Here is an 18,730-nt window from a genome sequence, read left to right as displayed (position 1 = left end):
TCCCTATGTTTATTAGGTTGATAGCTGTTTTTATAAATTAGTTAAAACAACTGATTTTGGTGGGTGTCTTACCCTCATTATTTCTCCTTTATTATTCTGGTACTGTACCAAGTGCCCACGTTTTGCGACTTTAATTGCCACAACATGACTCCCATTAAATACGGTAGTGCCTAGTCTAAATAACTGGTCAGGGTTATCTTGCCATTTGCCAATGACTTTCATATTATCCAGTGTCTTATTAAAGACAAACGCTGATGAATCATTTACTGTATAAACCATAATTACTTTATCGCTCATTATTTTTTCTCCCTATGTTTAAACTCGTTTTATTGAAACAATATTTTTTATGTTGAATAAGTAGCCACCTAGCCACTCCGCATTTTTATCAACTAAAAGTGCATGACTAAATTTCTCAAATTCCTCTTCATCATAAGGAATATTAAATGGCATTTTTTCATTGACTGTAAAGACTACTGTCTTTGTAAAATTAAAGCTCATTATCAAACCTCTTTTTCTAAATTGGTATAGCTTTTTCTATTTGATGACTATTAGTTTCTAAAATCACCACAATAGTTACACATTATTTAAGAAAATAGTTATGAATAATTACACTTTTAAAACCTCTCAAAACCTTGTTATAAAGCCATAGTTACGATAAATACATTAATTACACATTTTTCCTTTATATAATATAGAATATTAAAATCTAGTATCCATAATTGGTATAATTAACTCAAACTCTTTTATAATAAATTACTATTTTACTCAATATAAAAAGTGTATTTTGCGTATTTTCTGTAACTATCCTTTTATATAGCTGTTTATGAGTATCAAAAAAACATAACTATTTGTAACTAAATTACACTTTTATGGTGGTTCATACATTGTTTCAAGAAATGCTTCAACTGCTTTTGCAGTACGTTGAGGGTTACCAATTGCAATAACACGAAAAGATTTTCTTTTTCCTTCAAAAGTTGGAAATGTACGAACCGTTTCAAAATATCCAATAATATCAAGGGCTTCTTTTCTTCGCTTAGGACTTCCAGCACCATAATAGGTTTCTTTCAATAACTTCTGAACCTCATCCGTTTTGATTATTGTCTTGTTACCTTTGATATGCTCCTCAATAATATAAATTTGCACGTCATCAAAATCAAAGTGATCACTACTGAAGTTATCCATCTCCACTTGCTTAAAATTGAACTTAAATTTATTCTGTCTCCAATAAATAAATGAAGAGTATAAAGCAGCCACTCCTGCAAGCCCCGTTGCTTCTCTACTGGTCTCAGATACTCGCTGTTCAGTAAATGCTTCCCAGTAGGGCGAAAAGATTGATTCACGTTCGCTATCAGTTTCCCCTTTAGGACGATTCTTAAAAGCAATGTTCACAGCCCTGCTATTCATCTCAGAAGAAAACAGAACTTTTTCATTTGAATCAATAGACAGCACACCAGTAAGATTAATATCCGCATAGTTTTGACCGATACCTCGACCACGATATGTACTTTCAGTAGCCAGTATTTTCAAATAACGTTCTAAACTCTTTCCGTTTTCTCCTGATTCAGTCACCAGTAACATTTCTCCGCCATCAAATCCAGCCCAAGCCATTGCGGCCGTTGCCTTATTTGAGAGTTCGTCTAGGTTGACATGTTTCCTATCAAAAATTGATGAAATTACTTTATGACGTAATCCTTTACCAGTACGTGTACCAGATTTACTCACAAAGAACCTTGTCTTAGTAATCTCACGACATGCCACCAGCATTTGATAGATTGGCTGTAGTTGCGCATTATGCAAACTATCTGCATCATCTATCACCATTCCTAAGTAATTAGCGTTCAAGATTGACATCTCAATTACATCAGAGAGCTGACAATCAAACACTTTAAAGTAACATTCATTGTCTTTGATAGAACAATTTTTTAAAATTTTCTTTTGATGTAGATCCATTTGAAAGTCATGACAAGCAATAATGGATGCTTTAATTTCCTTAAGAGGTTTTAGCTTTATCTGTTCATCTATAAAAGATATAATTTCTACAACCTCACTAGCTGTGAAATCAGAACGCTTGCCTAATTTATATTCATGAGCAATATCCATCTCTGACAATCGTTTGAATTGTGAGGTTGAAATATCATATAAATATCCATTATGCAAAGCAAGCTTTCCAAATAGATAATCTAGGATCACATTGACAAAACGAGGTATACTTTTACTTGATTTTAATGTAACTACTTCTTTATCTTCTCCATCGTCAGTTTTTTCAGCTTTTTTATTAACTCCACCGTAGAAAATAGATACAGTATTTTGACCGTTGTTTAAATGCAAACTAGGTCTTTTAATTCTTTTATTTTCTCCTGTAGACTTTACTGACAGATAAGGATATTCATAAATATCACGATGCAAGATATGTACCAAATCAAGACTTTGAGGAATCTTAGCGCCATCAATGTTTCCAAATTTTTCCCATGGAAGATTAATCACACTTTTTAGATTATTTTCCAATTTTTCCCATACCTTGCGTTGTTTTTCCAAATCTCCGTAATCAGTTTTAACTTCTGTCACTTCTTCCCCCTATTCAGCCAATGAATCCATCAAGGATTCCAATTGACTTTTTTTATACCAAACAGTACGATCTCCATCTTCTAAAACCACTTGCTTTAATCCGTGTGCCCGAAGTTTAGCTAAATATGTGGTTGAAATGTTCAGTTCTTTCAATAATTCAGCTTGTTGCACGTAAGGGAACAAGCGACTTTGTTCAACTCTTGCCTCAACTAATTTATCAACATGGCTTAATACTGATTGTGTTAGCTCTTGTTCTGCTTCAAATGATAAGATACTCATGATTTTCCTCCTCGTTTAAGACGTAGATGCCACTTTGGCGCTTTAGATTCATTGACAATTAATATTTTTCTTACTTCAGCACGACTAGGTTTAACCAACCAAGTAGGTAGTATTTCTGTGCTTATAACGTCCATTTTTATAAATTTCATGCTTTACCCCTTACCCTTTCGTCATGTATCTAACGTATGAAGTTACGTTTCTAAACGTGCGTTCTAAGCCTCGTTTGTTCCAAACCGTCCAAGTATGAGTGCTTGGGTCAAACTGTACTTGTGCGCCTGATTGTGTGCCGTGAGTGGGGTAGATTACTTCGATTATTGGTTTATTCATGTTGAAAATTCCTCTCATTATGGTAAAATAAGAGCATGAAATCACGTTAGTGCGTGACTCATGCTAATTTTGTATTAATCCTTTTCGTTTGGTCGCGGTAGGGATTTTTCTTTTGTCAAAAATGCTTTGATTTGTTGTCGGTCAAAACCTAAATCTAGTAAATTAGTAATACTCGATTCGTAAGTTTGCAGTAATTGCAGTTCTTCAGGACTGTCAAGCATTTGTTTAAGTTTTGCGTTAGGACGTCCTAGCGCTTTTCTCATGCCTCTAACGCTCTTATATTTACCGTTGGTAACAAGAGCTGTAAGCATATCAGCAAAGATAACATGATAGTTTTTCTCAAAGTGAGGACTTTCACTGATGGCAGTCGATAATTCTCGCCGTGTGATAGTGGCTTTTGCCATTTCTTTGGCTTTGACTAATTCGCCTTTGAAATAAGCATTCAATACGCTACGTGTCCATTCACGGAATTTTCGGGCCGTTTCACTCTTTGGTGCAAGGAAAAGAATTTCTTTGATTCCCTCAAAAGTAAATACTCGAGTATCATATTGTTTTCCGTCACCGTGTGCCAATTTGGCACTAACTGAAAATTCTCTGTTTTTGAGATACTTATTTTTCTGTACTAGTTTTGTAATACCATATCTAGTTTGATATCCAATACACTGAGCAAGTTGTTCAGTTGTCATGAAAATTTCATGATTATCATTACGCCAAACGTCACAGGTAATACCATTGAATAACTCTTGATTGACTAATTGTAAGTTCATAACTATACACCTCCTAATTCGATATAAAGATAGTCTTCTTCAAATTCTTCAGGAGTCTTACCAGTATATTTCATAAGCTCTTCAAGGTTGTCAAAAGCGTCTGTCCATGATAAAGTTTCTTTGGTCACTGCAATGACTTTGACATCGATTAAACCTTCTTCGCCTGCTAAAATCTCCATATCGTCAGGTAAATCCTTGATGGCTTCCTTAAGTTCTTTTATTTTCATTAATCCTCATTTCTACGTAGTTTATCGACAATCGCGGTCTTTTTCTTGGTTCTCTATTACAGCGCACGGCAAATGCTATTTTTATGTTAGGACATGCAGTTTATAGCCATTGCTTAGGCTGTGGAATCATCTACCAATACTTGCAACGGCTGGATAGTTGCGTAAGCACATTACGGAAAGCTGTGCAAACCGTGCTGTTTATTCTTGGGTTGATGATTACTTGTTATTGATTAATTGTTCTTCTGGGAAATATTCAATAAGCTCAGATAATGTGCAATTAAGATGATTACATATTTTAATTAGAGTTGATAGTTTTATATCTTTGCCATTTTCAACTATATTGACAAGCGATGAAAGTGTGCTTTCTGCAATACCTGTGTAAGCAGAAAAACTTTTTGCTTTAAAATTATTCTTAAGCAATAGTATCGAAAAATTATTCGCAATCATAAAATTCCCCTTTTTGTTTTTTGTTTGCGGATGTGAATATTTTTTTATCGCAATCAAATAATATCAAAATATAAAATATAAGTCAAGATAAAAATTTAATTTTCGTTAAATTGTTTTTTATTCGCGCATATGCTAATATTAAATAAAGGAGAAAAAAATGATTATAAATAGATTATCTGTTTTACTTGCTGAAAGAAACGTAAGAGCGAATAGGTTAGCCGTTGAAACGGGCATTGCACCATCTACTCTAACAAGGATTAATAATAATAGGTCCTCCCAAATCGATTATGAAACTTTGAATAGTATCTGCAATTTTTTTAAAATAACTCCAAACGATTTTTTTGATTATTCCCCTTTTGATTTTGAAGTAGTATTATCTACAGAAGAAGAAATAAAAGCATCCGGTGAACTAACTATCTTTATTCAAGTTCAAAAGTTCAATTCTTACATTGGTACTTTTGAATTTACTGGAAAATATAAAAATAGTGAAGATTACGTTCCGACTGAATTTGCTTCTGATGGTACTCCTGAGAATTTTATGGAAGTAGAAATTTTGGAGGTAGTGTTTCCTGATGAACTAACTAGCTTTGTTAAATTTATAAACAATCAACCACTTTTAGAAGATGCTTCTTTATCTTTGAAGATGAATACGGAAATATATAAAAAAGTTGAAGAAGCTTTAAAAGAGTTTACAAAAGATTATTACAATGATGAGTTTAATGACTTTTTGACAAACTACGTTAGCATTCTTGAACCAAACCAAGTTGATAAAGAGATAAAATCAAAAGTTTCCGAAATTGAATCTCGATTACGTACCAATCTCATGCCGTTTTAAAAAGTTCAAAGCTTGTCACGAACTCCTTGACCCCAATACAATATCCATGATTTTCCATTATGCGCACGGCAAATGCAAAGAGGAGAATCAACATGAACAAATTAAATATAAAAGAATACAAAACAAAAAGCGGAGAAGTACGCTATATTCTCCGTGGTGCTTATATCGGTACTGATGTGCTGACAGGTAAGCAAGTGCGGACTTCCATTACTGGGCGTACAAAAAAAGACATAAAAGTTAAACTTTCACGTCTTCAAAATGAGTTCATAAAAAATGGTTGTACTAAAAAAATTAAAGTCTTAAAAACTTTTGATGAAGTTGTAGCAGCATGGTTTGATTTTTATAAAATAAATAGAAAATCAGCAACTGTCAAGCAAACAGAAAAAAATTTAAGATTATATCTTATCCCAGCATTTGGGAAGTATAAGATAGATAAACTCACAACTGCCATTTTACAGCATCAAATTAATATATGGGCAACTATCGCTAGTAAACCTTTAAACGGGCGTCAGGCACGAAAAAAAGGCGAAATGAGCGATTATAAGAGATTATATACTATAATCAATAGAATTATGAAGTATGCTATTTCAAATGGTCTTATTTCATCGAATCCATGTTTAACTGTTCTAATGCCTAATGTCAAAGTAGAATCTACAAAAAAAGAGATCAAGTTTTTTACTAAATCTCAACTTCAAAGTTTATTTGATTATTTAGATAATCAGGCTTCCCCTCAATGGAAAATGCGGCTATTAAGAAATCTTTTACCTTTTCTAGCTTCAACCGGTCTCAGAATTGGCGAAGCAGTTGCATTGAGCTGGTCTGATATTGATTTCAAACAGGGAACTGTTACGGTATCAAAAACGGTAAATGACAGCAATCAAATTCAATTGTCTCCCAAAACTGAAACAAGTAACCGAACAATAGATATAGATAAATCTACACTAAATCTTTTATCTAAATGGCAGCTTGAAATAAAAAAAGAGTTCCTCAAATATGGAAATCCTAATCAGCCTTTGCTTTTTCCAAATATCAATGGCTCTGTGCTTAATAGTCGACTACTTAGAAATACTTTACTTGATTGTTTTGAGAATGTGGGCCTACCAAATATCGGCTTTCACGGCTTTAGACATACTCATGCTACGCTCTGTTTAAGCGCAGGAATGAGTTATAAAGCTATCCAAACTAGGCTAGGTCATTCAACATTACAAATGACTATGGATATCTACGCTCATCTTGAACCTGAAACAGCTAAAAATGAACTCAGCTTATTTGAGAAATACCTTAATTATTCAAACCAAGCGTAACAAAAAACGTAACATTATTTCCCAAGAAACTCTTAAACCCTTTTATAATCAGGCTCACACAGACTTTATATCATAAGTCTTAGGTCTGATTTTTTATTTCTATTATTTACTGACAGCCTTTTATTCACTTTTAGGAACAAGGGTTGTCAGTGCTTTTCGATAAACCTTGATATCTAATGGAAGCGGATCACTTTTATCCCCATCAATTCTTGAATATGGATTATCTTTCTTTTTCTTTGAATGTGTGAGAATCTCTAAATGGTCAGTATCAAAATGAGTCATTTCAAGAAAATCATCAAATTTTCCTCGACGAAGTTTGTTCAAATGAAAAAGGATATTAAATAAATTGATTTCTTTTAATGAATAAACACGGATAAGTCCGTCATCAACTTTAGCTTTGGGGGCCAAAGCTTGCATTCCACCAATTGTATCTGTCATTGTAATCAATAATAGTTTTGTTCTTAATGACTTGGTTTTTCCATTATATTTTACTTTAATTCGATAGGTTTTATTATAGCGGATAACTTTATAAGCATCTTTTAGATAAGCTAAAGGTCCAAATTTTTTCTTCTCAGAGCCGCTGACATTTTGGGCAATATCTGCTAAAATCCCTAATGTTAAACTTGATGTCATATAATCATTATTGACTTTGGCAATATCAAATTTTTGAATTTCGCCTTGACTTAAATTATTAAGTGCTTCTTCTAATTTTTGCGGAATATGAAGTGATTTTGATAAATTATTAACCGTACCATTAGGAACAATGCCTAGAATCGGTTTTGCTCCTCCTTCAAATACTCCTCCACAAATTTTATTGATGGTTCCATCGCCAGCTAAAGCAACCACAAGGTCTGTTTGGTCTTGACTGGCTTTTTTAGCAAGACGGATTGCATCCTCTGGGCTTTCTGGATTGATAAATTCAAGTTTAGAGGCTGAATTTTCTGGTCTTGCAAAAAAGTCCTTAATTGTTTTCAAAACTTTGTCTTCATCATTATTACCAGATTTTTCATTATAAAATACTTTTACATTTTTCATAAAATACCTCCTTATTTTAGTGCAATGGAATTTATTGCTTACATACTAATTTTATCATATTATGAAAAATCTCTGACAAGACTTGCTTTATTTTACTGACAGACTTATTTCTAAATAAAAAAACCTATCAATGGATAGGTTTTATTTTTTACTTTTTTAATCAATACTGAAATAAGGTAAACGTTTAAAATGCTTACGCCGATTCCATTTGTACTTGAGGTTAACTGACCCTTCAAGGGTAGCTACATATTTATCAACAGCAGTAACAATCCAACTTTCTTTATAGCGTGGCGGATTGATTGTCGCACCGAACATATGTTTGATGATTATGTCTTTTTCAAGAGCTGACAAGGTTGTCAGTTTGCGCGCATTACGGTAGGCGATATGAGGATGCACATAGGCATGGCTCTTAGCAAATTTTGTATTGCGCCAATCATAATAGAAAAGGTCATGCAAAAGTCCAGCTCTAGCTGTAGCTTTAGCATTGAGGCCACGTTTTTTCGCAATGAGATAGCTTACATAACTTACTCTTAAGCAATGTTGCAAGCGTGTTGAAGTATAGTGATGTGTAATCCCATCAAGCTTTTTAAGCTCATCCATTTCTAATAGATGACCGACATAACTCATATATTCTGCGTCGTTAAACCACGGCTTTTCTTCTAAATTCATGACTTGATTATAACACGATAATTCTCTTTGTCAATATGATTTACTCAGTTTTTAGATTAAATTTTTCTTTTTAAATGCTTAGAAATTTATTTTTAATGCTTGTAAAATTTTGAAAATTTGCTATTTTACTTGATTTCCATTTTTATTTATTTATTATTTTAGTAAAAAATATTTTTTCTATTTTTTCTAAAAAAGTAAGGCCGATAGTTTACAAAAACTCAAATTTCCTGTATAATTGATAGGTATTAGAAAAATCTTGGAGGGTGTAGTGTGCCCACCTGGGACATCACATCAACCGCTTTTCTATGAAAAGTAATAAAAGGAGACAAAAAATGGCAAACATTAAATCTGCAATCAAACGTGCTGAATTGAATAAAGTAGCAAACGAACGCAACGCACAACAAAAATCTGCAATGCGTACTCTTATCAAAAAATTTGAAGCTGCACCTACTGAAGAACTTTACAGAGCTGCTTCTTCATCAATTGATAAAGCTGCTTCAAAAGGCCTTATCCATGCTAACAAAGCATCACGTGATAAAGCACGTCTTGCTGCTAAACTTGGCTAATTAAAAATGTCTGTCTCTTTGGCAGATTTTTTTATATCAAAAAGTACTGATAGAAACAAAAAAATACTGACAGCAATTTCTGTCAGTATTTTTTTATTTATTAAAGATTGCAAAGTCTTGTTGAGTTAAACCAATTAAAGGGTCAAAATTTCCTGACAAAATAAGTGCTTCTGTCAAGCTTCCCTTATCCAGTGTTTCAATTTCTTCATCTTCAAATAAAGAAATTTCTTCTACTTGTGCTGGCATTTTTTTACTGACAGAACGAATTTGCCCTTGTAATTCTACTGGCGCTGCAGGCTTCTTCTCTTTGTCAGATCTTTCTTTTTTGTCAGTAACTTTTTCACTCACAATTTCTACTGACAGATTTTTAGCCGCTGGATTTTCTCCCATAAATCGCTCAATCAGATAGGTCTTTCGATTCGCTCCTTCACGCGCCACCGCTTGTGCAAAAGCTCGTTCTTCACCAAGTAAAATCAGACTTTGTTTAGCCCTTGTAATTGCCGTATAAAGCAAATTTCGCTCTAACATGCGTGAATACGAAGAAACCATCGGCACAATAACTGTGGAAAACTCCGAACCTTGAGATTTATGAATGGACATCGCATAAGCCAGAGTAATTTTATACCACTCCGCTCTTGGATAAGTCAATTCTTGACCATCAAAATCCATCACCAACTCATCTTGTTTACTATCAGTATATTTTGCTGCAATCAATTCTACGATTTGTCCCAAATCTCCGTTAAATACATTGGCCTCAGCATCATTTACTAAATGAAGAACTTTATCTCCTTCACGAAATTTCATATCACCCAAAGCAAATTCAAGTCGGTCATTAAGCGGATTAAAGAGATTTTGCAAAAGAACATTCATTGCATTAATTCCGGCCATTCCTTTATACATAGGCGCTAAGATTTGTAATTCAAAAGGATTATTCCCTCTTTTTTGCCATGCACTTGCGATTTGTTCAACCATCTGAGGAACAAAATTTGCACTGACCTCAAAATAAGAACGGTCAGGTTTTTTCGCCGTGAAATCACTTGGCAATTGCCCATCTTTGATGTGGTGAGCTAAATCAGTAATGGTAGAATCATCCCCTTGACGAAAAATCTTATCCAATTTTACTGACGGAATTTCTGGAATTTTTAGTAAATCCGCAAAAATTTGTCCTGGCCCCACAGAAGGAAGCTGGTCAGCATCTCCAACAAGGAGAACTTTCATTGAACCAGGAATCGCTTGAAAAAGTTTATTAGCTAACCAAGTATCAACCATAGAAAATTCGTCAACAATCAAAAGAGCACCAGACAATTCATTTCCAAGAGCATCTTCTGCTTCATCTTGTCCCAAACCCAAATGGCGGTGAATCGTCGCTGCTGGAAGACCAGTCAACTCATTCATCCGTCTTGAAGCTCGACCAGTCGGTGCTGCCAGTAATATAGGAAAGACGTCATCATTATAATGGTCTGGGTCCAAATCTAGCTGATGAAGACGGGCATAAGTTTCAATAAAACCATTAATAATTGTTGTTTTACCAGTTCCTGGTCCACCAGTCAAAATGAAAAATTGCTGATTCATTGCACCAATAATGGCTTGCTTTTGCAAATCATCATAAGTAATTTCTAAATCTCTTTCAACTTCAGCCAATACTGTCAGTAACTTTTCATCAGCAAAATCTTTACCCGAACGATTAGTTAATGCTGTCAGTGATTTCCGAATCCCGTCCTCAGCGAAGTACAAGGAATTCTCAAATATTTTTGTTCCTTCTTGTTGCACTTTTCCATCAACTATTAAACCATTAATTTCCTCCGCAACAGCAGACGGGTTGACCTCGACATTACGAGCTTCTTCAAGTAAGTCTATCGTCATCTCAAGTAAATTTTTGGCTTCAATGTAAGTATCGCCTGTTGATTGCGAATGTGTATTGACCTCATGCATCAATGCCGCTCGAAATCGATTAGGGCTATCCGCTTCAATTCCTAAACTACTTGCAATCTTATCAGCTGTTTTAAAACCAACTCCCTTAACATCTTCCACAAGCTGATAAGGATTTCCCTCAATTTTTTCAATCGTTTCTTCTTTATAAAGTTCATAAATTTGAAAAGTGATTTTGCTTGGTAAGCCATATTCTGCAAGCTTGGTCAGCACTTTTTCCATTCCATGATTCTCACGTAATCGTTTGATAAATGAATTTTTTCTGGCTAGGGTCAATAGACCATCCAATTTCTCCGGCGCTTCTAAAATTGAATCTACCGTATTTTCAGGAAAAGTTTCAACAATTTTTTCTGCCGTTTTCTTACCAATTCCAGGAAATTTATCTGAAGAAAAATATTTAACTAAACCAGCACCAGAAGTCGGCACTGCTTTTTCATATTGACTGACCTGTAATTGTTCCCCATATTTAGGATGCTGCGTCAATTGACCATAAAATGTATAAGAATCTCCTTCAACCACATCCCCAATTGTCCCGTTAACCACAATTTCAAAATCATCATATTCAGCATTAGTTTCATCAATTTCAATGAGTAGAACTTTATAAAAATTACTGGGATTGGAGAAAAATATTGCCTCAATCGAACCAGTAAAATAAGTTTTTTCAATCATAGCTGTTTATCCCAAATTTTTAAGTCAAAATGGCCAGCATTTGATTCTAAAACAGTGACCGTATTATTGGCTAAACCACCAACTGAACGTAATTCAGCAATTGGAAAGCCAGCTAAATGGCGCATTCCAGCCGTTCCAGAAGCCCCGTGACCAACTAAAAGTACATTGTCCATTTTAGAATTCAACAAATCCTGAGCCAAAGAATCAAAGCGATTCAAGACAGAACTCACAGATTCAGCTCCAAAAACACTTCCATCAAATTGATCCAACTCAAAAAGTGAATCATGCATTTCTTTAGGATATTTAGCAATTGCATCGCTAATGAACCAACCCTCTAATTCCCCGAAATTCCACTCCGACAATCGTTTGTCAGTACTCACACTTTGATTTGTCAGTAAATCTGCCGTAATCAAAGCTCTTTTTTGTGGACTCGACAAAACTTTGTCAAATTCAATTGGTTCTAAAAACTTATGAACTCGTTCAATCGCTTCATAAGATTCTGGCAATAAAGGTGAATCTCCTTTTTGTCCTTGCAAACGTCGCGCCAAGTTCCACTCCGTCTTACCATGTCGTACAAAATAAATTCTCACCTTTACACCTCTCCCAATGAATAGACTGCATAATTTCCTAATAAACGAACCTTTACTCCCAAACCTGATAGTTCTTCAAGAGCATAAGGAATTTTTAAATTATTTTTTTCATTATTTACTAAATCAATATTAAAAAAGTACTGACCTAGCCTTGTTCTTAAAGGACGTGATTCAATTTTTGTCATATCAATATCACGCCAAGCAAAAACAGAAATCGCTTTATGAAGCGCTCCTGGCAGGTTATCAGGTAGAGTCAAAGCCAAACTCACCTTCTCACCTGTTTTTAGTAAATCAAATGATTTTTTCTCTTTTCCCAATAACCAAAACCGAGTAGAATTTCCTGCTAAATCCTGAATATTTTTGGCAACAATCTCTAAATCATACATTTTAGCCGCGTAAGAATTAGCAACAGCTGCAATTGGCAAATCTGGATGATTTTTCACAAATTCAGCTGCTGCTGAAGTAGAATCAGTAATTTCAACCTTTGCCTGTGGATAATGCTCTCGTAAATAATTTCGTGTTTGTGCAAGCGCTTGAGGGTGGGAATAAATATGTTCAATTTTCCCCTCTTTTGAAAGAGCCAGCAAATTTTGTGAAATTGGCAAAACAAATTCAGCCACAACTGTCGCCTTAGAATCATGAAAAATTTTATCAATACTCATATTCACAGTTCCTTCAGTCGAATTTTCAATAGGAACAAGAGCAAAATCACATTTTCCTTCATCATAAGCTTCAATAACATCCAGAATACTATCATAAGCAAATAATTCTTCTGATACAAATGCTGTCTCAGCCACCACCGAACAAAAAGAGCCACGAGGTCCTAAATACGCAATTTTCATCTTAATTTATCCCCCATTTTTCACGAATCTCTTCTACAATTTGCTCAGGACTCTTATCAGTAACATCAATCGTTAAATCGGCCACTTTTGCATAGTCATTTTTTCTTTTTTCAAATAAAAGTTGAGCGGCCTTTTTATCCTGCGCTAGAGGACGAACATTCTGCAAATCCATCGAAATTCGTTCCCAAAGCGTTTCAAAATCAGCGGTCAAAAAGACAACTCCAGCTTCTCTATCAAGAGCCTCTAAATTCTTTGGATTTTCAATTATTCCACCACCCGTTGCAATAATTATATTCTTTTGCAGCGCAAGTTCAAAAACCTCATTTTCAATTTTACGAAAATCAGCTTCCCCAAATAATTCAAAAAATTCAGCAATTGTCATCTCAATTTCTTCTTCAATTAATTGATCCAAATCAGTAAAATTTTCTGTTAAAAGTTTTGCTACTGTGGACTTTCCCGCACCCATAAATCCAATTAAAATGATACTCATTTTTTACTTCCAATCACTTAAGTTCAAATATTTTCCGACAATTGTTCTAAATCGTCAAAGAAACTTGGATAACTTGTTTGAATTGCTTCGGCACGTTCAAGCTCAATTTCCCCATTTTTAACCAAAAGTGCTGCAATTGCAGCCATCATTCCAATTCTATGGTCACCTAAAGTATTAATTGAATTTGCTGGAGCATGGAGTTTCGTTCCACCTTGAATAATCATTCCATCATCTGTTGGTTGAATTTTGGCCCCCATACTATTAAGAGCATTCGCGACAACAGCAATTCGGTCAGTTTCTTTTACTTTAAGCTCAGCCGCATCTCGAATAATTGTTTGGCCTTGAGCTTGCGTTGCTAAGAGAGCAATGATTGGCAATTCATCAATTAATCTAGGAATTAAATCACCTGAAATTTCAGTTCCTTTCAATTGACTAGCTTTTACTTTTAGAGTTGCAGCCTTTGCCACATTATCTTGCTCTAAAATTTCCAACTGTCCACCCATTGCTTGAATGACTTCGATAATTCCAGTTCTTGTTTCATTAACTCCAACGTTTTCTAAAATAAGTTCTGAATTTTCAACAACCAAGGCCGCAACCAACCAAAAAGCTGCCGAACTAATATCTCCAGGAACTACTACTTTTTGACCCACAAGTTTTTGTCCACCAGGTACAAGAATTGTTTTATCAGAAACCTTTAGTTCTCCACCAAATTGAACTAACATTTCTTCGGTATGTGAGCGTGTTTTTTCCTTTTCAACAACTTTCGTCAGCCCTTCTGCCTGTAAAGCAGCAAAAATTACAGCTGATTTTACCTGAGCCGAAGCCACCGGAAGAACATAGTCAATTGCCTTCAAATGCGTGCTTCCTTTAATTGTCATCGGTAATTTAACCTTATCGGTTTGACCAGTAATTTCTGCCCCCATCAATTGTAAAGGAGTTGCTACACGATCCATTGGTCTTTTTGATAAACTGTCATCACCAAACAAAGTAGTTTCAAAAGGAAGGCCTGCTAAAATTCCCGATAAAAGACGAGTTGAAGTTCCGGAATTTCCCATATCCAGTGCTTTTTCAGGAGCCTTAAGTTCTGAAATTCCTTTACCGTGGACAGTAATCACCTCACCCTTATCTTCAATTTCAACTCCCATCGCACGGAAAGCTTCAATAGTAGATAAGACATCTTCTCCACGTAAAATATCATAAATAACAGTTTTTCCTTTAGCAATAGAGCCAAACATAATACTACGATGTGAGATTGATTTATCTCCTGGAACTTTTAAACGTCCTTTTAAGCCTTGCGAATTTATCTTTAATTTCATTATATTATCCTAAACATTTTTTAGTATTTATTATAGCATAAAAGGGCGCTCAGAGCCCTTTTATTTTCAACAATTTTTCCTAAGATTTTAAGACTAAGAAAGTCCTATCTTTAATCTATATCAAACAACTGTAAAATCAGTTGCTTTTTCAATAATTTCTCGTGCTTCTTTTAAATCTTCCGCTCTCTTAAACGAAATTTGAAGTTGACCATGAATATCTTCGCGATTTTCTTCATTAATTTTTACATTTGTTATTGAGAAATCTTCTAGTAAGCCTAAAACCTTTAAAACAACTCCTTTTTCATCGGGAACCGAAATAAATAAATCATAAAAGTTTGGCAGAGCCCCTTTATGAATTTCCATAGCTTGACGGATTTTTTTACCTTGTTCAAAAAAGTGTTCTATAGCTGCAGAATCTTTATTAGCAATTTTTAAAGCAATTTCATCTAATTGTTTTTTGAAATTTTCTATTCTATCAATCGTAATTTCTGGATTTGATAATAAGACACTTGTCCACATCAAACTGTCAGCCTCTGCAATTCTAGTTAAATCTCTAAAACCACCAGCCGCTAAATGTTTCACTAAAGGATGTTCTTTTGAAAAATCATCTGACTGCCAAACAAGGGCCGAAGCCAAAATATGCGGGAAATGAGAAACCTGCCCAGTGACTCGGTCGTGCTCTTTTGCATCTAAAATAATAAATTTGGCATGAAGTCCTTTAAGTAAATCACGTAATTCTTGGTTTTCTTGGGTCAAAACATAATAAGCATTTTCAAATAAATTAATATCTGCCGCCATTACTCCTGATTTATGAGAGCCAGCCATCGGATGTCCACCGATAAATCGTACTTTGTCTTCATCAAAAAGTTGATTTGCCAGTTCAACAATTTCACTCTTGGTTGAACCTGTATCTGTAATTAAAAGACCTTTTTTCAAATTCAAAGTTGCTAGCTTTTTCAAAAGCTCCAAAGTGGTTATAATTGGAACAGCCAAAATAATAATATCTGCTTTTTGAGCTCCTTCAACTAAGCTAACTTTAGAATCAATAATTCCACGCTTTTGAGCAATTTCTTGAATGTTCTCACGATCAGAGCCAAGAATTTCAAAATCAGGATTAGCTCTTTTTATCCCTAAGGCAATTGAACTTCCAATGAGACCAAGTCCAATGATTAATATTTTTTTCATTTTTATTCTTTCGTTATTGTCACAGACGTCCCATTTCCAATTTCAGAGTTAATTGAAATTTCAAATTCTAATTTATCTAAAATTAATTTAGATAAATAAAGTCCAAGACCTGTTGACTTTTGTTGAATCCGACCATTATATCCAGTAAATCCGTGTTCAAAAAGGCGAGGAAGGTCTTCTTTTAATATCCCAATCCCACTATCTTGAATGATTAATTCACCAGTTTTAATTTTAATTAGAATCCCACCTTCTTTGGTATACTTTACAGCATTATTCAGTAATTGCTCAACAGCCAGACTCAACCACCTTTGGTCACTATTGACTAACCACTCTCCTTCAATTTGGATTGAAAGGTTTTTCTGAATAAAAAAGCTACTATATTTTTTGACTAATTCTTTCACAAGTGAAGCCATACTCACTTTTTCAAATCTGAAATCAGTAGCTAAATTATTAATTCTTTGATATTCCAGAAGAATTTTTAGATAATTTTCTAAAGAAAAAACCTGATTCTTCAGCTCCTCACTATTAACTTGAGTTTGAGTCATTAAATCAATAGCTGCCAAAGGGACCTTCATCTGGTGCGACCAGACCCTGATAATATCTTCCATTTCACGCTCAGCAAGATTTTGTTGTTCTAACTTTTTTTGCAACTCTTCGTTGTCTTTCACTACTCTCTCAATAGCTTCACAGTTTGCTTTCCATCGAAAATAGGATGAGATAAGGTAAATAATAAAAATAATGACAGCAAATAAAGTACTGTTAACAAATGCCATCATTGGTAGATGCCAAAGCCAAAATGTCACAATATAAATAGCTGACATAAGCAAAAAGACACCAATTTGTGGAATTTTAGACTTAAAAAATTTAAACCAGAGCATAACCACTTCCTCTTTTTGTCATAATATGCTTATCAAAGCCAATTTCACCAAGTTTTTTGCGTAAACGAGTCATTTTTACATTTAAAGTATTTGCATCAATAAATTCATCTGTTTGCCACAACTCTTGTAGAATTTTTTCCTTGGTCACCACTTCACCATTTCCACGAAAAAGAAGAGTTAAAATTTTATTTTCAGAACTTGTAAGCTCAATTTCTTCGCGTTCACCTTCTTGAGTTGAAATCAAAGTATTTTCAGATAAAACATAACCAGCAAATTCTAACTTTTCAATCCCTGAAAAAGAATAACTTCTGCGCAGTAAAGCTTTTATTTTTGCATTTAAAATTTCTAATGAAAACGGCTTGGTTACAAAATCATCAGCTCCTTGATTCATAGCGGTTACTTGATTCATGTCATCCGATGCCGAAGAAATAAAGATAATAGGAATTTGGGAAAGCTTTCTTAATTCATTTGTCCAATAAAAACCACTATAAAATGGTAGCCCAATATCCATTAATACTAAATCTGCTTCAAATTCCATAATTTCTTGTTTTACTGCTCGAAAATTGGAAACACTTCTGACTTGAAATTCTTTTTCTAAGGCAATCTTAATTGCTTTCACAATAATTTCATCATCTTCTACAATAAATATTTTAGTCATATTCACTCCTCATTTGTTTTCAATTTTGCTATCATTTCTGTATCACTCACTCTTTCATACCAAAGTTTTCTTGTTTTCGAGAGAAAAGCAATTAAAACATCTAGTAGAGGTAAAAGACTCAATCCTAAAAAGAGTAAAATAAGTAAAAAGTTTTGTCCCAATTGATCCTGAGGTATTGTACCTGAACGTTGAAGAAAATATTCTGCTGAGATAATCAAAGCAAAGTTTCCAAAAGATAAAAATTGGCGCAAAGCAATTCTAAAACGATTTTTAGCTTTTATTTGAATTCTCAATAATAATTGACCTGGTGTTGCTTTGAGAACTAGCGGGACAAGTCCTAAAATTATTAATTCTGAATAATAGCCTATTGGTAGAAAAAGACTTCCAATGATAAAAATAAGAACCAAATCAACTAAAAAGGCAATGAAACGTCTTGAAAGACTAACTCTTGAACTTTCAGCCTTAGTTGCATCCAAATCTGGTAAAAATCGACTAAAAGTAACCGCAATTCCAAATCCAATTAAACTTCCAAGCGTATTAATCATTAAATCATCAACATCAAACAAACGATAAGGTCGAGGATATAGTCCAAAAAGAGCTGACCTTTGGATAAGTTCAAATGATAAAGTTAGCAAAAAGCTTAAAACAAAAGTTTGTTTAAATGAGCGTTTAAATAAATATCTTAAATAAAGGCCAAAAGGCAAGGTTAAAAGTAGATTAAAAAATGGTTGGATAAATGTTGAATCTTTTAGAGCTGCAAGCCAAGTTGAAGGTTCATTTATATTAAAAGGACTATATAAAATAAATTGACGAACAAACTCAAATGGAACTAAGTTTTGCTTTGGACCTGTCATTTTTGCTACTTCACTCACAGGAGGAAGCGGGAAAATTGTCATGGCATAAGCGCAAATGAGATAAAGAATAAATGAAAAATTGACAAAAAAGCGCCAAAAATTAATCCGACCATACCGACGATATTGTACAATCAAATATGGAATTAATGATATAAATAAAAATATAAAAAAGAGAAGAACTCCAATTTGAATTGAATGAAGATAGATCGTCATATTTTCCTTTCCCTAAAGGTAACTATTTTTCTCTAACAAAAGATACATTTAGTGCCGAGAAAACCATTGTTTTTGTTCCTTTTAT

Annotated in this window: 23 protein-coding genes; 3 read left to right on the top strand and 20 right to left on the bottom strand. The window is 34.1% G+C overall.

The genetic code is table 11. From position 1 onward, the window contains the following. Nucleotides 1–30: 30 nt before the first annotated feature. The 9 genes from MHB61_RS00470 to MHB61_RS00430 form a co-directional block, all read right to left on the bottom strand. Nucleotides 31–297: a hypothetical protein gene (locus MHB61_RS00470; protein WP_249351721.1), complete on the bottom strand. Its 267-nt coding sequence runs from the start codon at nt 295–297 to the stop codon at nt 31–33. 18 nt (nt 298–315) lie between these two features. Next, nucleotides 316–498 carry a hypothetical protein gene (locus MHB61_RS00465; protein ID WP_003132807.1) on the bottom strand — a complete coding sequence of 61 codons (183 nt, stop codon included), beginning with the start codon at nt 496–498 and terminating at the stop codon, nt 316–318. Between the two features lie 369 nt (nt 499–867). Next, nucleotides 868–2,565, bottom strand: coding sequence for a hypothetical protein (locus MHB61_RS00460; protein ID WP_170959142.1), 1,698 nt, complete (start codon nt 2,563–2,565; stop codon nt 868–870). 9 nt (nt 2,566–2,574) lie between these two features. Then, a complete protein-coding gene (locus MHB61_RS00455) occupies nt 2,575–2,844 on the bottom strand; it encodes a hypothetical protein (protein ID WP_003132804.1) in 270 nt (89 codons plus the stop codon). After that, a complete protein-coding gene (locus tag MHB61_RS00450) occupies nt 2,841–2,978 on the bottom strand; it encodes a hypothetical protein (RefSeq protein ID WP_162467663.1) in 138 nt (45 codons plus the stop codon). The genes MHB61_RS00455 and MHB61_RS00450 overlap by 4 nt, the downstream gene beginning before the upstream one ends. A 25-nt stretch (nt 2,979–3,003) precedes the next feature. Continuing rightward, complete coding sequence (locus MHB61_RS00445; protein WP_153951771.1) at nt 3,004–3,171, bottom strand: hypothetical protein; 168 nt, start codon at nt 3,169–3,171, stop codon at nt 3,004–3,006. 74 nt (nt 3,172–3,245) lie between these two features. Continuing rightward, a complete protein-coding gene (locus MHB61_RS00440; protein ID WP_003132801.1) occupies nt 3,246–3,938 on the bottom strand; it encodes a BRO-N domain-containing protein in 693 nt (230 codons plus the stop codon). A 2-nt stretch (nt 3,939–3,940) separates the two neighbouring features. Continuing rightward, nucleotides 3,941–4,165 (bottom strand): hypothetical protein, encoded by a 225-nt coding sequence (locus tag MHB61_RS00435; protein ID WP_003132799.1) that lies wholly within the window; start codon nt 4,163–4,165, stop codon nt 3,941–3,943. Nucleotides 4,166–4,381: 216 nt separating this feature from the next. Beyond that, nucleotides 4,382–4,612, bottom strand: a complete 231-nt coding sequence (locus MHB61_RS00430; protein WP_014570685.1) for a helix-turn-helix domain-containing protein — start codon at nt 4,610–4,612, stop codon at nt 4,382–4,384. A 157-nt stretch (nt 4,613–4,769) separates the two neighbouring features. Between MHB61_RS00430 and MHB61_RS00425 the strand changes: the two genes are divergently transcribed. Continuing rightward, on the top strand, nt 4,770–5,447 hold the full coding sequence (locus MHB61_RS00425; RefSeq protein ID WP_014570686.1) for a helix-turn-helix domain-containing protein: 678 nt from the start codon (nt 4,770–4,772) through the stop codon (nt 5,445–5,447). Between the two features lie 92 nt (nt 5,448–5,539). After that, nucleotides 5,540–6,751 carry a tyrosine-type recombinase/integrase gene (locus tag MHB61_RS00420; protein ID WP_014570687.1) on the top strand — a complete coding sequence of 404 codons (1,212 nt, stop codon included), beginning with the start codon at nt 5,540–5,542 and terminating at the stop codon, nt 6,749–6,751. Between the two features lie 120 nt (nt 6,752–6,871). On the opposite strand, the gene MHB61_RS00415 is transcribed toward MHB61_RS00420, so the two are convergent. Both MHB61_RS00415 and MHB61_RS00410 read right to left on the bottom strand, forming a co-directional pair. Then, nucleotides 6,872–7,786, bottom strand: coding sequence for a diacylglycerol/lipid kinase family protein (locus MHB61_RS00415; RefSeq protein ID WP_003132796.1), 915 nt, complete (start codon nt 7,784–7,786; stop codon nt 6,872–6,874). 156 nt (nt 7,787–7,942) lie between these two features. Further along, nucleotides 7,943–8,455 (bottom strand): HD domain-containing protein, encoded by a 513-nt coding sequence (locus MHB61_RS00410; protein ID WP_003132795.1) that lies wholly within the window; start codon nt 8,453–8,455, stop codon nt 7,943–7,945. A 332-nt stretch (nt 8,456–8,787) separates the two neighbouring features. On the opposite strand from MHB61_RS00410, the gene rpsT reads away from it, so the two are divergent. After that, complete coding sequence (gene rpsT / locus MHB61_RS00405) at nt 8,788–9,021, top strand: 30S ribosomal protein S20 (RefSeq protein ID WP_010906113.1); 234 nt, start codon at nt 8,788–8,790, stop codon at nt 9,019–9,021. 93 nt (nt 9,022–9,114) lie between these two features. Here rpsT and recD2 read toward each other — a convergent pair whose 3' ends face one another. The 9 genes from recD2 to MHB61_RS00360 all read right to left on the bottom strand — a co-directional run bounded on the left by recD2 (nt 9,115) and on the right by MHB61_RS00360 (nt 18,645). After that, on the bottom strand, nt 9,115–11,619 hold the full coding sequence (recD2, locus tag MHB61_RS00400; protein WP_137016085.1) for an SF1B family DNA helicase RecD2: 2,505 nt from the start codon (nt 11,617–11,619) through the stop codon (nt 9,115–9,117). Then, nucleotides 11,616–12,209, bottom strand: coding sequence for a histidine phosphatase family protein (locus MHB61_RS00395; protein WP_032398911.1), 594 nt, complete (start codon nt 12,207–12,209; stop codon nt 11,616–11,618). The genes recD2 and MHB61_RS00395 overlap by 4 nt, the downstream gene beginning before the upstream one ends. A 2-nt stretch (nt 12,210–12,211) precedes the next feature. Beyond that, nucleotides 12,212–13,051, bottom strand: coding sequence for a prephenate dehydratase (gene pheA, locus MHB61_RS00390; protein WP_014570689.1), 840 nt, complete (start codon nt 13,049–13,051; stop codon nt 12,212–12,214). A 1-nt stretch (nt 13,052) separates the two neighbouring features. Continuing rightward, entirely contained in the window at nt 13,053–13,541 is a 489-nt protein-coding gene (locus MHB61_RS00385; RefSeq protein WP_003132788.1) for a shikimate kinase, read from the bottom strand. A 23-nt stretch (nt 13,542–13,564) separates the two neighbouring features. After that, a complete protein-coding gene (aroA, locus tag MHB61_RS00380) occupies nt 13,565–14,857 on the bottom strand; it encodes a 3-phosphoshikimate 1-carboxyvinyltransferase (protein ID WP_137016083.1) in 1,293 nt (430 codons plus the stop codon). 120 nt (nt 14,858–14,977) lie between these two features. Continuing rightward, entirely contained in the window at nt 14,978–16,042 is a 1,065-nt protein-coding gene (locus tag MHB61_RS00375) for a prephenate dehydrogenase (RefSeq protein ID WP_003132785.1), read from the bottom strand. Between the two features lie 2 nt (nt 16,043–16,044). Then, on the bottom strand, nt 16,045–16,920 hold the full coding sequence (locus tag MHB61_RS00370; protein ID WP_003132784.1) for a sensor histidine kinase: 876 nt from the start codon (nt 16,918–16,920) through the stop codon (nt 16,045–16,047). After that, nucleotides 16,907–17,578 carry a response regulator transcription factor gene (locus tag MHB61_RS00365; RefSeq protein ID WP_003132782.1) on the bottom strand — a complete coding sequence of 224 codons (672 nt, stop codon included), beginning with the start codon at nt 17,576–17,578 and terminating at the stop codon, nt 16,907–16,909. Before MHB61_RS00365 ends, MHB61_RS00370 begins: the two co-directional genes overlap by 14 nt. 2 nt (nt 17,579–17,580) lie before the next feature. Further along, complete coding sequence (locus MHB61_RS00360; protein WP_003132781.1) at nt 17,581–18,645, bottom strand: VanZ family protein; 1,065 nt, start codon at nt 18,643–18,645, stop codon at nt 17,581–17,583. Nucleotides 18,646–18,730: the final 85 nt, after the last annotated feature.

The organism is Lactococcus sp. FSL K6-0773 (assembly GCF_038006485.1).
Classification (GTDB): domain Bacteria; phylum Bacillota; class Bacilli; order Lactobacillales; family Streptococcaceae; genus Lactococcus; species Lactococcus lactis.
The sequence above is the reverse complement of the archived record's forward strand: the minus strand, read 5'-3'. Positions and strand labels throughout refer to the sequence as shown.

What these genes read in the sequence shown, in the direction of transcription:
- MHB61_RS00420 (WP_014570687.1), top strand. Translation starts at nt 5,540, where the DNA reads ATGAACAAATTAAATATAAAAGAATACAAAACAAAAAGCGGAGAAGTA.
- MHB61_RS00450 (WP_162467663.1), bottom strand. Translation starts at nt 2,978, where the DNA reads ATGGACGTTATAAGCACAGAAATACTACCTACTTGGTTGGTTAAACCT.
- pheA (WP_014570689.1), bottom strand. Translation starts at nt 13,051, where the DNA reads ATGAAAATTGCGTATTTAGGACCTCGTGGCTCTTTTTGTTCGGTGGTG.
- MHB61_RS00455 (WP_003132804.1), bottom strand. Translation starts at nt 2,844, where the DNA reads ATGAGTATCTTATCATTTGAAGCAGAACAAGAGCTAACACAATCAGTA.
- MHB61_RS00435 (WP_003132799.1), bottom strand. Translation starts at nt 4,165, where the DNA reads ATGAAAATAAAAGAACTTAAGGAAGCCATCAAGGATTTACCTGACGAT.
- MHB61_RS00445 (WP_153951771.1), bottom strand. Translation starts at nt 3,171, where the DNA reads ATGAATAAACCAATAATCGAAGTAATCTACCCCACTCACGGCACACAA.
- MHB61_RS00465 (WP_003132807.1), bottom strand. Translation starts at nt 498, where the DNA reads ATGAGCTTTAATTTTACAAAGACAGTAGTCTTTACAGTCAATGAAAAA.
- MHB61_RS00370 (WP_003132784.1), bottom strand. Translation starts at nt 16,920, where the DNA reads ATGCTCTGGTTTAAATTTTTTAAGTCTAAAATTCCACAAATTGGTGTC.
- MHB61_RS00365 (WP_003132782.1), bottom strand. Translation starts at nt 17,578, where the DNA reads ATGACTAAAATATTTATTGTAGAAGATGATGAAATTATTGTGAAAGCA.
- MHB61_RS00415 (WP_003132796.1), bottom strand. Translation starts at nt 7,786, where the DNA reads ATGAAAAATGTAAAAGTATTTTATAATGAAAAATCTGGTAATAATGAT.
- MHB61_RS00375 (WP_003132785.1), bottom strand. Translation starts at nt 16,042, where the DNA reads ATGAAAAAAATATTAATCATTGGACTTGGTCTCATTGGAAGTTCAATT.
- rpsT (WP_010906113.1), top strand. Translation starts at nt 8,788, where the DNA reads ATGGCAAACATTAAATCTGCAATCAAACGTGCTGAATTGAATAAAGTA.
- recD2 (WP_137016085.1), bottom strand. Translation starts at nt 11,619, where the DNA reads ATGATTGAAAAAACTTATTTTACTGGTTCGATTGAGGCAATATTTTTC.
- MHB61_RS00470 (WP_249351721.1), bottom strand. Translation starts at nt 297, where the DNA reads ATGAGCGATAAAGTAATTATGGTTTATACAGTAAATGATTCATCAGCG.
- MHB61_RS00385 (WP_003132788.1), bottom strand. Translation starts at nt 13,541, where the DNA reads ATGAGTATCATTTTAATTGGATTTATGGGTGCGGGAAAGTCCACAGTA.
- MHB61_RS00440 (WP_003132801.1), bottom strand. Translation starts at nt 3,938, where the DNA reads ATGAACTTACAATTAGTCAATCAAGAGTTATTCAATGGTATTACCTGT.
- MHB61_RS00410 (WP_003132795.1), bottom strand. Translation starts at nt 8,455, where the DNA reads ATGAATTTAGAAGAAAAGCCGTGGTTTAACGACGCAGAATATATGAGT.
- MHB61_RS00360 (WP_003132781.1), bottom strand. Translation starts at nt 18,645, where the DNA reads ATGACGATCTATCTTCATTCAATTCAAATTGGAGTTCTTCTCTTTTTT.
- MHB61_RS00425 (WP_014570686.1), top strand. Translation starts at nt 4,770, where the DNA reads ATGATTATAAATAGATTATCTGTTTTACTTGCTGAAAGAAACGTAAGA.
- aroA (WP_137016083.1), bottom strand. Translation starts at nt 14,857, where the DNA reads ATGAAATTAAAGATAAATTCGCAAGGCTTAAAAGGACGTTTAAAAGTT.
- MHB61_RS00430 (WP_014570685.1), bottom strand. Translation starts at nt 4,612, where the DNA reads ATGATTGCGAATAATTTTTCGATACTATTGCTTAAGAATAATTTTAAA.